This is a genomic window from Mycobacterium lentiflavum, assembly GCF_022374895.2.
In the GTDB taxonomy this organism is placed as follows: domain Bacteria; phylum Actinomycetota; class Actinomycetes; order Mycobacteriales; family Mycobacteriaceae; genus Mycobacterium; species Mycobacterium lentiflavum.
The window spans coordinates 1980446-1993636 of sequence record NZ_CP092423.2; the positions used below are offsets into that span (position 1 = coordinate 1980446).

General features: G+C 66.8%; 12 protein-coding genes. 10 read left to right on the top strand and 2 right to left on the bottom strand.

The window, feature by feature from the left end:
• Positions 1-8: 8 nt before the first annotated feature.
• Entirely contained in the window at positions 9-701 is a 693-nt protein-coding gene (gene mntR, locus MJO58_RS09465) for a manganese-binding transcriptional regulator MntR (RefSeq protein ID WP_090601247.1), read from the bottom strand.
• Positions 702-845: 144 nt separating this feature from the next.
• Here mntR and MJO58_RS09470 point away from each other — a divergent pair, with 144 nt between their 5' ends.
• From MJO58_RS09470 to bla, 6 genes are all read left to right on the top strand, one after another.
• Positions 846-1817 carry a bifunctional riboflavin kinase/FAD synthetase gene (locus tag MJO58_RS09470; protein ID WP_217493117.1) on the top strand — a complete coding sequence of 324 codons (972 nt, stop codon included), beginning with the start codon at positions 846-848 and terminating at the stop codon, positions 1815-1817.
• Positions 1818-1959: 142 nt separating this feature from the next.
• Positions 1960-2229, top strand: coding sequence for a 30S ribosomal protein S15 (gene rpsO, locus MJO58_RS09475; protein ID WP_036468159.1), 270 nt, complete (start codon positions 1960-1962; stop codon positions 2227-2229).
• Between the two features lie 332 nt (positions 2230-2561).
• A complete protein-coding gene (locus MJO58_RS09480) occupies positions 2562-4841 on the top strand; it encodes a polyribonucleotide nucleotidyltransferase (protein ID WP_175364388.1) in 2280 nt (759 codons plus the stop codon).
• A complete protein-coding gene (locus MJO58_RS09485; protein ID WP_239722682.1) occupies positions 4819-6201 on the top strand; it encodes a M16 family metallopeptidase in 1383 nt (460 codons plus the stop codon). The genes MJO58_RS09480 and MJO58_RS09485 overlap by 23 nt, the downstream gene beginning before the upstream one ends.
• A gap of 59 nt (positions 6202-6260) precedes the next feature.
• On the top strand, positions 6261-7289 hold the full coding sequence (locus tag MJO58_RS09490; protein WP_090601251.1) for a nitronate monooxygenase: 1029 nt from the start codon (positions 6261-6263) through the stop codon (positions 7287-7289).
• A gap of 6 nt (positions 7290-7295) precedes the next feature.
• A complete protein-coding gene (bla, locus tag MJO58_RS09495) occupies positions 7296-8180 on the top strand; it encodes a class A beta-lactamase (protein WP_239722683.1) in 885 nt (294 codons plus the stop codon).
• A 3-nt stretch (positions 8181-8183) separates the two neighbouring features.
• Here bla and ald read toward each other — a convergent pair whose 3' ends face one another.
• Positions 8184-9299 (bottom strand): alanine dehydrogenase, encoded by a 1116-nt coding sequence (gene ald / locus MJO58_RS09500; protein ID WP_239722684.1) that lies wholly within the window; start codon positions 9297-9299, stop codon positions 8184-8186.
• 67 nt (positions 9300-9366) lie between these two features.
• On the opposite strand from ald, the gene aldR reads away from it, so the two are divergent.
• The 4 genes from aldR to MJO58_RS09520 all read left to right on the top strand — a co-directional run bounded on the left by aldR (position 9367) and on the right by MJO58_RS09520 (position 13177).
• Positions 9367-9885, top strand: a complete 519-nt coding sequence (gene aldR / locus MJO58_RS09505) for an HTH-type transcriptional regulator AldR (RefSeq protein WP_239722685.1) — start codon at positions 9367-9369, stop codon at positions 9883-9885.
• Between the two features lie 15 nt (positions 9886-9900).
• The gene (locus MJO58_RS09510; RefSeq protein ID WP_239722686.1) at positions 9901-10362 is read left to right on the top strand and encodes an SRPBCC family protein; all 462 of its coding nucleotides are present in this window, start codon (positions 9901-9903) and stop codon (positions 10360-10362) included.
• 124 nt (positions 10363-10486) lie between these two features.
• Positions 10487-11407 carry a metal-dependent hydrolase gene (locus MJO58_RS09515; RefSeq protein ID WP_239722687.1) on the top strand — a complete coding sequence of 307 codons (921 nt, stop codon included), beginning with the start codon at positions 10487-10489 and terminating at the stop codon, positions 11405-11407.
• 3 nt (positions 11408-11410) lie between these two features.
• On the top strand, positions 11411-13177 hold the full coding sequence (locus MJO58_RS09520; RefSeq protein WP_090601257.1) for an SDR family oxidoreductase: 1767 nt from the start codon (positions 11411-11413) through the stop codon (positions 13175-13177).
• Positions 13178-13191 lie beyond the last annotated feature (14 nt).

The following is a 13191-nucleotide window of genomic DNA, read 5'->3' on the forward strand; positions in this document are numbered from 1 at the left end:
GATCGTCGCTAAGGCACGACCCAGATCGCCCGGGCGGCGGGACTGCCCAGATCGACAGTGGTCTCGGCGCCGTCGGCGGCTTCGATCGCGACCGAGATCATGCCGGCGAATTCGCGACGGGTCACCACCCGCACCTGCGAGTCGAGGTTGATCCCGACGCTGTCGAAATACCGCAGCATCTCCGGGTCCTTGTCGGAGATGCGGGCCACCGTGATGGTTTCGTCCTCGCCGCACGCCCACAGCTGGCGCACCGGCCGGGTGGGCACCTGGCCGTCGGAAGCCGGGATGGGGTCGCCGTGCGGGTCGCGGCGCGGGAAGCCCAGTTTGGCGTCGATGCGATCCACCAGCCGATCCGATACCGCGTGCTCGAGCACCTCGGCCTCGTCGTGCACCTCGTCCCAGCCGTAGCCGAGCTCGTTGACCAGGAAGGTCTCCAGCAGCCGGTGCCGCCGCACCACTTCGAGCGCCGCGCGCCGACCCGCTTCGGTCAGGGTCACCGCGCCGTACTTCGCGTGGTCGACCAGCCCCTGCTCAGCGAGCTTGCGGATCGATTCCGAGGCCGTGCTGGCCGAGACGCCGATTCGGTCCGCCAGCATCTTGGTGCTGACCTTTTCCACCGACCACTCTTGGGCATTCCAAATGACCTTGAGATAGTCCTGGCCGACCGCGGTGAGACCGCCAGCCTCTTCGTCAGCCCTCACAAACAAAAAGTTTAGGCAATCTACGTCTGGTCTGGCGTGCTGACCGGGCCAGCGGGTGTGGCCGCGCCGAAAACACCGGCCCCGTTACTGCGGAATCGGGATCTTACGGCGCGTCGGGCCGGAGTGCACCGTAGGCTTGCGATCGTGCAGCGGTGGCGCGGCCAAGACGAGATCCCCACTGACTGGGGCCGATGTGTGCTCACGATCGGGGTGTTCGACGGTGTGCACCGCGGTCATGCGGAATTGATTGCGCACGCGGTGAAAGCCGGGCGGGCACGCAACGTGCCGGCCGTGCTGATGACGTTCGATCCGCATCCGATGGAAGTGGTCTATCCGGGCAGTCACCCGGCGCAGCTGACCACGTTGACCCGGCGCGCGGAGCTCGTCGAGGAGCTGGGTGTCGACGTCTTCCTCGTCATGCCGTTCACCACGGACTTCATGAAGCTCACGCCGGAGCGCTACGTCCACGAGCTCCTGGTGGAGAACCTGCATGTCGTCGAGGTCGTGGTGGGGGAGAACTTCACCTTCGGCAAGAAGGCGCTCGGCACGGTCGACACCCTGCGCAAGGCCGGTGACCGGTTCGGATTCGCGGTGGAGTCGATGTCGCTGCTGTCCGAGCATCACAGCAACGAGACCGTGACGTTCTCGTCGACCTACATCCGCTCCTGCGTCGACGCCGGCGACATGGTGGCGGCCACCGAGGCGCTGGGCCGCCCGCACCGCGTCGAAGGCGTCGTCGTGCGCGGGCATGGGAGGGGCGCCGAGTTGGGCTTTCCCACCGCGAACGTCGCGCCGCCGATGTACTCGGCGATCCCGGCCGACGGCGTGTACGCCGCCTGGTTCACCGTGCTGGGACACGGACCGGTGACCGGCACCGTCGTCCCGGGGGAGCGCTACCAGGCCGCGGTCTCCGTCGGCACCAACCCGACGTTTTCCGGGCGCACCCGCACCGTCGAGGCGTTCGTCCTCGATACGACCGCTGACCTGTACGGACAGCATGTCGCCCTGGACTTCGTCGCCCGCATTCGGGGCCAGTACAAGTTCGAATCGGTCAAGGAACTGGTGGCCCAGATCGGCGTCGACACCGACCGGACCCGCAGTCTGCTCGGCGACTAGACCCACGGCCGGCCGCACTCCGACGATTCGGGCCGGGCCGCGCATGGCTGCTAAACTTCCGGACGATATCGGCGTGTGCTGCGGTTCGCGGCGGCCGCGCCCGGACATTGAACCTTCGCGGACCTATTGATGGAGTTATTTCGTGGCGCTTACTGCCGAGCAGAAAAAAGAAATTCTGGGCCAATACGGCCTGCATGACACCGACACCGGATCGCCGGAGGCGCAGATCGCGCTGCTGACCAAGCGGATCGCCGACCTGACCGAGCACCTCAAGGTGCACAAGCACGACCACCACTCGCGGCGCGGCCTGCTGCTGCTGGTGGGTCGTCGGCGCCGGCTGATCAAGTACATCTCGCAGATCGACGTCGAGCGCTACCGCTCGCTGATCGACCGGCTGGGCCTGCGTCGCTGACGCCTGGCTCGCTCCCACGCCTTGCTGGTCGGCCGAGTTCGCCAGTGTAGAGTGAGAGCGTTCTGGGCCTGTTTGGCCCGAACAAATGGTGCGGTGCGCGCAGATCCGTGTGTTCCGTTCCAGCGTGTCACGACGGAAGCAGCCCGGTCTGTATCGGGCGGTCTTCGGTAGTGGCAGCCGGGCTCTCCGGATCTGGGGCAGGTCGGCCGCTTCGATCGATGGCCGTAGCCGCATTCAGACTTTAGTTTCGCGAGGGTTGCTCCGAACCCTCTGCGGGTTGCGCGTGATTACGCGAAAAAGCTGAATAACCCAGAGAGGCTGCACGGACACCTATGTCTGTCGCTCAAATTGATGAAGGCGTGTACGAATCCACCGCCACAATCGACAACGGGACCTTTGGTACCCGGACCATCCGATTCGAGACCGGCCGGCTGGCCCTGCAGGCCGCCGGTTCCGTCGTCGCCTACCTCGACGACGAGAACATGCTGCTGTCGGCCACGACCGCCAGCAAGGCACCCAAGGAGCACTTCGACTTCTTCCCGCTGACGGTCGACGTCGAGGAGCGGATGTACGCCGCCGGGCGCATCCCCGGTTCGTTCTTCCGCCGCGAGGGCCGGCCCTCCACCGACGCGATCCTGACCTGCCGGCTCATCGACCGCCCGCTGCGGCCGTCGTTCATCTCCGGCCTGCGCAACGAGATCCAGGTCGTCGTCACGATCCTGAGCCTGGACCCCAACGACCTGTACGACGTGCTGGCGATCAACGCCGCGTCGGCCTCCACCCAGATCAGCGGGCTGCCGTTCTCCGGCCCCATCGGGGCTGTGCGGGTCGCACTGATCGACGGCCAGTGGGTCGCGTTCCCGACCGTTGAGCAGCTCGAACGCGCCGTGTTCGACATGGTCGTGGCCGGCCGCGCTGTCGGAGAAGGCGACCAAAAAGACGTGGCCATCATGATGGTCGAGGCCGAGGCCACCGAAAAGCTCATCGAACTCGTCGAGGGCGGCGCCCAGGCGCCGACGGAAACCGTTGTGGCGGAAGGCCTGGAGGCCGCCAAGCCGTTCATCGCCGCGCTGTGCGCCGCTCAGCAGGAGCTGGCCGACGCGGCCGCCAAGCCCATCGGTGAGTACCCGACGTTCCCGGACTACGCCGAAGACGTCTACTACGCGGTCGCCTCGGTGGCCACCGACGAACTGGCCAAGGCGCTGACCATCGGCGGCAAGGCCGAGCGCGACGCGCGCATTGACGAGCTCAAGGCCGAGGTGGCCGAGCGGCTCACTAAGGACTCGGCGACCTACGAGGGCCGCGAGAAAGAGGTTGGCGCCGCGTTCCGATCGTTGACCAAGAAGCTGGTGCGTCACCGCATCCTGACCGACCACTTCCGCATCGACGGCCGCGGCATCACCGACATCCGCGCCCTGTCGGCCGAGGTAGCCGTCGTGCCGCGGGCGCATGGCAGCGCGCTGTTCGAGCGGGGCGAGACCCAGATCCTGGGTGTCACCACGCTGGACATGGTCAAAATGGCCCAGCAGATCGACTCGCTGGGGCCGGAAACCTCCAAGCGGTACATGCACCACTACAACTTCCCGCCGTTCTCCACCGGCGAGACCGGCCGCGTCGGTTCGCCGAAGCGGCGTGAGATCGGCCACGGCGCGCTGGCCGAGCGGGCGCTGATTCCGGTGCTGCCCAGCGTCGAGGAGTTCCCGTACGCCATCCGTCAGGTGTCAGAAGCGTTGGGCTCCAACGGTTCGACGTCGATGGGATCGGTCTGCGCCTCCACCCTCGCGCTGCTGAACGCCGGGGTGCCGCTCAAGGCGCCGGTGGCCGGCATCGCGATGGGCCTGGTGTCCGACGAGGTCGACGGTGAGACCCGTTACGTCACCCTGACCGACATCCTCGGCGCCGAGGACGCGTTCGGCGACATGGACTTCAAGTGCGCCGGCACCAAGGACTATGTCACCGCGCTGCAGCTGGACACCAAGCTCGACGGGATCCCGTCGCAGGTGCTCGCGGGTGCGCTGGCCCAAGCCAAGGACGCGCGACTGACGATCCTCGAGGTGATGGCCGAGGCCATCGACGCCCCCGACGAGATGAGCCCTTACGCGCCGCGGGTGACCACCATCAAGGTGCCGATCGACAAGATCGGAGAGGTCATCGGGCCCAAGGGCAAGGTCATCAACGCGATCACCGAGGAGACCGGCGCCCAGATCTCCATCGAGGACGACGGCACCGTGTTCGTCGGCGCCACCGATGGTCCCTCGGCGCAGGCGGCGATCGACCGGATCAACGCCATTGCCAACCCGCAGCTGCCGACGGTGGGCGAGCGATTCCTCGGAACCGTGGTCAAGACAACGGATTTCGGTGCTTTCGTGTCGCTGCTGCCGGGCCGCGACGGTCTCGTGCACATCTCCAAGCTCGGCAAGGGCAAGCGCATCGCCAAGGTCGAGGACGTGGTGAACGTCGGCGACAAGCTGCGCGTGGAGATCGCCGACATCGACAAGCGGGGCAAGATCTCGCTGGTCCTGGTCGCCGAAGAGGACTCGGAAGACACCGCAGCACCCGCTGCCGATGCCCCGGAGACCGCGCCAGCCGATGCCGCGACAGCCAGCAGCTGACGTAGCCGGGGCGCGCCCCGGTCGAGTGGGTGCCCTGCGGCGGGGCAAGCACACCGCCGAGGCTGAACCCGCGCTGCAGGCCACCTTGCGCCGCACCACGTTGCCGGGTGGCCTGCGGGTGGTCACCGAATACCTGCCCGCGGTGCGTTCTGCGTCGGTCGGGGTGTGGGTCGGTGTCGGATCGCGGGACGAAGGGGCGACCGTTGCCGGTGCGGCGCACTTCCTCGAGCATCTGCTGTTCAAGTCGACGCCGACGCGCACCGCGGTCGACATCGCCCAGGCGATGGACGCGGTCGGCGGCGAACTGAACGCGTTCACCGCCAAGGAGCACACCTGCTACTACGCGCACGTGCTCGACAGCGATCTCGAGCTGGCTGTCGACCTGGTCGCCGACGTGGTCCTCAACGGGCGCTGCGCCGTCGCAGACGTCGAACTCGAACGCGACGTCGTCCTCGAGGAAATCGCGATGCGCGACGACGACCCCGAAGACGCGCTGGGAGATATGTTCCTCTCGGCACTGTTCGGCGATCATCCGGTCGGGCGCCCGGTCATCGGTAGCGCGCACTCGGTGTCGGCGATGACCCGCGCGCAGCTGCACTCCTTCCACATACGGCGCTATACGCCCGAACGGATGGTGGTCGCGGTGGCCGGCAACGTCGACCACGACGAGGTGGTCGCCCTGGTGCGCCAGCACTTCGGATCCCGTTTGGTGCGGGGGCGCCAGCCCGTTTCGCCGCGCAAGGGCACTGGACGCGTGAACGGCCAACCGGGATTGTCGATGGCCAAGCGCGACGCCGAGCAGACCCACGTCTTGCTGGGCGTGCGCACTCCCGGGCGCAATTGGGCACATCGGTGGGCGCTGTCGGTGCTGCACACCGCGCTGGGCGGCGGGCTGAGCTCCCGGCTGTTCCAAGAGGTTCGCGAGCTACGCGGGCTGGCCTATTCCGTCTACTCCTCGGTCGACATGTTCTCCGACAGCGGAGCGCTGTCGGTCTATGCGGCTTGCCTGCCCGAGCGGTTCGCCGACGTGATGCGGGTGACCACCGAGGTGCTCGCATCGGTGGCCCGCGACGGCATCACCGAGGCGGAGTGCCGCATCGCCAAGGGCTCCATGCGTGGCGGGATCGTGCTGGGCCTGGAAGACTCCAGTTCTCGTATGAGCCGCATCGGTCGTAGCGAATTGAACTATGGCAAGCACCGCAGCATCGAGCACACCCTGCGGAAGATCGATGACGTCACTGTCGACGAGGTCAACGCGGTGGCCAGCCAGCTGCTGACCAAGCGCTACGGCGCCGCGGTGCTGGGACCATATGCTTCGAAACGATCACTGCCGCAACAACTTCGGGCGATGGTAAATTAGCCAGATGTCCGCCTCCTTACTTGCGCCGTGCCGGCGCTTGCCGTCGCCGGATTAGCTCAATGGTGCTGGGTTTTTGGGATATCGCAGTGCCCATCGTGGGCGCCCCGATGTCGGGCGGACCCGGCAGCCCGGCATTGGCGGCGGCGGTGTCCAACGCGGGCGGACTCGGTTTCGTCCCCGCCGGATACCTGAGCGCCGACCAGTTTGCGCAGGATGTCGCCGCGGCGCGCGCCGCCACCACCGGCCCGCTCGGTGTGAACCTGCTTGTGCCGCAACCCAGTGTCGCCGACTGGGTGGCACTGGACTATTACGCCGAAGCCCTCGAAGGGATCGCCGAGCACTACCAGGTTTATGTGGGCCGGCCCGAATTCGGGCACGACGACGACTGGGCGCGCAAGCTCGAAGTCGTCGCCGACCTGCGTCCGGAACTGGTGTCGTTCACCTACGGAGTGCCGTCACCGGATGTGATCCGGCGGTTCGGTGCTCTCGGGCTGTTGGTGATGGTCACGGTGACGTCGCTTTACGAGGCCGGGGTGGCCGTCGCCGCCGGTGCGGACAGCCTGGTGGTACAGGGTCCGAATGCCGGCGGGAACCGCGCCACCTTTGCCCCCGACATGGATCCCGGCAGCGAGTCGCTGCATCAGCTGATCGACCGCATCCACCGAGCACATCGCGACGTCCCGATCATTGCCGCGGGTGGCCTGGGCACCGCCGAGGATGTCGCGGGTGTGCTGCGCCGGGGAGCGGTGGCCGCGCAAGTGGGCACCGCGCTGCTGCTCAGTGACGAAGCCGGCACCAGCACCGCGCAACGCGTCGCCATGAAGAATCAACTCTTTTCCAAGACGATCGTCACGCGGGCGTTCTCGGGCCGGTATGCGCGCAGCCTGGAGAACGAATTCATTCGCCTGTTCGACAACGTCGCGCCACTGGGCTATCCCGAGGTGAACCAGATGACGCTGCCGATTCGGGAGGCGGCGACGGAGCGGGAAGATCCGCAGGGCATGAATCTCTGGGCGGGAACGTCTTTTCGCGAGGCGCAGGCGGGTCCGGTGGCCGACATCGTCGCGAGTCTGAACCCCAACGACTAGCCCGGCATGCCAGAACTCACCCGCCGGCGGTTGTTGGCCGCCGCGATGGCGGCCCCGGCGCTGAGCACCTGGGCGACCGCGCACGCCGATCCGCCTCGGGTCGACGGCCGCCTGGCCGAGCTCGAGCGCCAATACGACGCCTACATCGGGCTTTTCGCGGCAGATCTGGGGTCGGGGCGCACGTGCGCACATCGCGACGACGACCCCTTCGCGATGTGCTCGACGTTCAAGGCCTATGCCGCGGCGCGGGTGTTGCAGAAGGCGCAGCGCGGCGAATCGGATTTGCAGCAACTGGTCTTCATCGATCCCGCCGCGTTACTGCCCAACTCTCCGGTGACCGCGCCGCAGGCCGGCAACACCATGCCGGTCGCGCAGCTGTGCGCGGCCGCGTTGCAGCGCAGCGATAATGTGGCCGCCAACCTGCTGCTGGCGCAGATCGGCGGACCGCCGGCCATCACCGACTTCGCTCGCTCCATCGGAGACACGCGCACCCGGCTCGATCGGTGGGAGATCGAATTGAACACCGCGATTCCCGGCGATCCGCGCGATACCAGCACCCCGCGGGCGCTTGGCAACGGAGTCCAAAAGCTACTCACCGGAACGGTTCTCGGCGACGCGCAGCGCAGTCAGCTGCAACGGTGGATGCGCGACAATGTGACCTCCAGCATGCGGGCGGGTCTGCCACCGGGGTGGACCACCGCCGACAAGACGGGCACGGGGGACTATGGCAGCACCAACGACATCGGCATGGTTTACGGGCCGGCCGGGCAGCGCCTGTTGCTGTCGCTGATGACGCGCTCGCGGTCGGCGAACCCCGGCGCCGATGCGCTGCGGCCGCTGATCGCCGAGGTGACGAAATCGGTACTGGGATGGCTGACCGGGCAGGGCTGAGCGTCAGGCCAGCACGCCGGCCGGATCGGTGAACGTCAAGCTCAGGTCGGCGGCCACCCGCTGCGACAGCAGCGCGCCCTGGTGTGTCGAAAGGCCTTTTGCCAGAGCCGGATCCGACCGGCAGGCCTGTCGCCAGCCCTGGTCAGCGAGCCGGAGCACATACGGCATCGTCGCGTTGGTCAGCGCGTAGGTCGAGGTCTTCGGGACCGCGCTGGGCATGTTGGCCACACAGTAGAACAGCGCGTCGTGCACCGTGAACGTCGGGTCGTCGTGGGTGGTGGGCCGCGAATCCTCGAAGCACCCGCCCTGATCGATGGAGATGTCCACCAGCACAGCACCTAATTTCATCTGTGCGACAAGCGAATTCGATATCAACCTCGGCGCCTTGGAGCCGGGCACCAGCACGGCACCGATCACCAGATCGGCGTGCCTGACCGCGCCCTCCAGCTCGTAGGCCGACGAGTGGCGAGTCTGGATGCGGCCGGTGAACTCGGCGTCGAGCAGTCGCAGTTTGTCGATGTTGAGGTCGAGCACCCGGACACTGGCCCCCATGCCACTGGCCACCCGGGCCGCGTTATAACCGGCGGTGCCGGCGCCGACGACCACGACGTCGGCGGGCTTCACGCCCGGCACCCCGCCCATCAACGCGCCGCGTCCGCCCTGCGTCCGCATCAGGTGATACGCCCCGATCTGAGCCGACAACCGGCCGGCGACTTCGCTCATCGGCGCCAGCAGCGGCAGCGCGCCGTCGGCGGTCTGCACGGTCTCGTAGGCGATCGACGTGGTGCCGGACGTCAATAGCGCGTCGGTGCAGGCACGCGACGCCGCCAGATGCAGATAGGTGAACAGGACCTGCCCGGAGCGCAACAGCGCGTACTCGGCGGGCATCGGTTCCTTGACCTTGAGCAGCAAGTCGGCCTCGGCCCACACCTGCTCGGCGGAGCTGAGCAGCTGCGCGCCCGCGGCCTTGAACTCCATATCGGTGATTGCCGACCCTTCTCCGGCGCCGGCCTGCACCAGCACCTCGTGGCCGCGGTGCGTCAATTCGGCGACGCCTGCCGGGGTGATGGCCACCCTGAATTCGTTGTTCTTGGTCTCGGTGGGGATGCCGACTCGCATGCCTCAAGTGTGAAGAAACTTCGACCAAGCGGCAAACAGGCTGATGTTAATTCCATAAGATCGGGATATGACTGATAAGTCAACGAATCTTGTGGGTGCACCGGCTGACACACCGAAGGATGTTCGGGGGCCGGCCGGTCTCGACGCCGTGGACCGTAAAATTCTGAGCCTGCTGCACGCCGACGCACGCATCACCAACAACGCGCTGGCCGAGGCGGTCGGCATCGCGGCGTCCACGTGTCACGGGCGGGTACGGCGGCTGGTCGACCTCGGCGTGATCCGCGGTTTCTTCACCGACATCGATCCGGTCGCGGTGGGCATGCCGCTGCAGGCGATGATCTCGGTGACCCTGCAATCCAACGCGCGCGGCAAGATCCGCAGCTTCATCCACCAGATCCGGGGACGCCGCCAGGTGATGGACGTCTACTTCCTCGCGGGTGCCGACGATTTCATCCTGCATGTCGCTGCCCGCGACACCGAGGACCTGCGCTCGTTCGTGGTGGAGAACCTCAACGCCGACGCCGACGTCGCCGGGACGCAGACCTCGTTGATCTTCGAACATCTCCGTGGAGCCGCGCCGATCTAGGCTTATTATCTGCCGATGAGCGACCCGTGCGTGTCGGCCAGTGTCCAGATCGACGCCCGCCCCGACGTGGTCTATTCGCTGATCACCGACCTGCCGACGTTGACCTCACTGGCCGAGGAGGCGGTCGCGATGCGATGGTGCAAGGGCGATGCGGTGTGTCCGGGGGCGGTGTTCACCGGCCGCAATGAGAACGGCAGCAAGCGGTGGAACACGAAGTGCACCGTCACCGACGCCGAGCCGGGCCGGCGGTTCGCGTTCGACGTGCGGCACACGGTCTTTCCGATCGCGCGCTGGCAATACGACATCGTCGCCTCCGACGGCGGCTGCCTGGTCACCGAAAGCACCTGGGACCGTCGGCCCGGCTGGTTCCGCACGCTCTCCGGCAGAGCCACCGGTGTTACCGACCGGGCGGCCGCCAACACCAAGAACATCGAGCTCACGCTGCAGCGCCTCAAGCAGCGCGCCGAAGCCGGCTAGCCGGGGACTTCGCGAGAAACCCGGTACCGGCGGTTTCGCATATTCGCGCCGCGAACTTATACTGGCCATGCCCGATGTTCACCGAGACGACTTCTGGTCGGGGTAAACGCAGGTAGGGGGCCATATGTTCACCGTCGACGATCAGGCCGCGGGTTCGCACCCAGGCAGGTTGGGGCCATCGCTCGACCATGAGCGCCTGGTGCTCGAGGCGCGTGATGTGGCTTTCGACTGGGCGAACCTACCGGTGCACTACGTGCCCGAAGAGCCGTTCACCACCCACATGCTCAACGTCTTGCACCTGCTGCTGCCCGCGGGCGAGGAGTTCTTCGTTGAGGTGTTCAAGCGAGCGCTGCCGCTGATCCAGGACGACCAGCTGCGGCTGGATGTGCAGGGCTTCATCGGTCAGGAGGCGGTGCACTCGCAGGCGCACGCGGGCGTGCTCGCCCGGTTCGACGCCCAGGGCATCGCCGTGACGCCCTACACCGGCCAGATCAGGTGGATGTTCGAGAAGATCCTGGGCTCCAAGCCCGGGTGGAGTAAACGGCGTCAGGACAGCTGGCTGCTCGAGCAGGTCTCGTTCGTCTCCGCAATCGAGCACTACACCGCGATCTTGGGCGAGTGGATTCTGAACACCCCGGCGCACGACGCGATCGGCACCGATCCGGTGATGCTGGACATGCTGCGCTGGCACGGCGCCGAAGAAGTCGAGCACAAGGCGGTGGCCTTCGACACGATGAAACATCTGCGGGCCGGGTATTGGCGGCAGGTGCGCGCCCAGCTGGTCGTCTCGCCGGCGATGTTGCTGCTGTGGATCCGCGGCGTGCGCTACCTGTATTCGGTGGACCCACTGCTGCCGCCGGGCACCAAGCCGCGCTGGCGTGACTACGTCAACGCGGCCCGCCGCGGCCTGCTGCCCGGCCCGCTACGATTCCTGCGTGGTATCGCCGATTACTACCGGCCGGGCTTCCACCCCTCGCAATTGGGCGGGCTTGGGCAGGCAGTCGACTATCTGGCCGTCTCTCCTGCAGCGAGGGCATCGCACTGATCTATGACCATTGACTTCGGATTCACCGCTTCCAACGGTGTGGCCCTGGCCGTCCATCGTTACACCGAAATCGACCCGCAACGTCCGACTATCCTCGCAATTCACGGCTGGCCCGATAACCATCACGTCTGGGACCCGATCGCCGAGGAGTTCGCGCAGAACTACGCCGGCCGGTACAACTTCGTCGCCTACGATGTCCGCGGCGCCGGCGAATCATCGCGTCCGGCAAAGCAATCCGGGTATTCCTTCGAGCATCTGGTGTCCGATCTCGGCGCGGTGATCGACAGCCTGGGGGTCGAGGAGGTCCACCTGCTGGCCCACGACTGGGGCTCGATCCAGGGCTGGGCGGCCATCACGGACGAGTCGATGATGGACAAGATCGCCTCGTTCACCTCGATCTCGGGTCCGCATCTGCAATACGCGGGCAGATTCTTGCGTTCGGCGCGCAACCCGCGGGGGCTAGCACAGGTCGCGGGCCAGCTGATGGCGTCGACCTACATCGGCTTCTTCCTATGCCCGGGCGTTCCGGAAGCGGCTTTTCATTCCGGAATCGGCGTCAAAGTCGTTGAGGCCATGGAACGCATCGGTCGATCGAGCACGCGCAGTCAACGTCGCGCGACGCCGCGATCGATCGCGGACTATGTCAACGGGCTGAACCTGTACCGGGCCAACATGCCTGCGCCGATGTTGTCGCCGGGGCGTGAACTACCGAAGACCAACGTCGCAGTCCAGGTGTTGGTGCCGCGCATGGACCTCTTCGTGACTCCCGCGCTGCAGCGCTTCACCGGCGCGATTCCCGCCGGGGGCAGGGTCGTTTCGATCGAGGGCGGTCACTGGGTGGTGACGTCTCGTCCCGACGTGGTGGCCCGGCTCACCAGCGAGTGGATCGATCGCAGTGTCGGCGGCGCGGCCCCCGCCGGCGAGCCCTCGGTGCAGGGCGGCCCGCGCGAGATACCGGGCAAGCTCGCGTTGATCACCGGCGCAGGTGCCGGCATCGGCCGGGCCACCGCGGTGGAACTGGCCCGTCACGGTGCTCGCAAGGTGATCATCGTCGATCGAAACCTTGACGCGGCCAACGAAACCGCGGACGCCGTTCGCGCCGCATGCTCCGAGGCCGTGGTGTACCAAGCCGACGTCAGTGACGAAGAATCGATGAACGACCTTGCCGCCCAAGTACTTAACGACCACGGTGTGGTCGACATCCTGGTGAACAACGCCGGTATCGGCATGGCGGGCCGATTCCTGGAGACCAGCCCCGGGAACTGGGAGGACATCATCGGGGTGAACCTGCGTGGTGTCATCACCGGCAGCCGGGCTTTCGGCGCGCAGATGGTCGAGCGCGGCGAGGGCGGGACGATCATCAACGTGGCCTCGGCGTCGGCGTACCTGCCGTCGAAATCGATGGTCGCCTATAGCACCACGAAGGCGGCGGTGCTGGGGTTCAGCGAATCGCTGCGCGCCGACTTCGCCGACGAGGGCATTGCCGTCACCGCGGTGTGCCCGGGATTCGTCAACACCGATATCGCCAAAAGCACTGTCTACGCTGGGATGTCGGACGCCGAGCAGGAACGGGCACGGGACAAGGCCGACGCGGCTTACCGGCGCCGCAACTACACCCCGGAGGCCGTGGCCGCGGCGATCGTCAAGGCCATCAAGACCGGCCCCGCGGTGTTACCGGTCGCCGCCGAATCCAGAATCGGCTACGCGATGCGGCGGATCAGCCCGTCGGCGATTCGGCTGCTCGCGCGGTTGGACATTCGGCCGACTTGAGCAGGGTGAGGGAT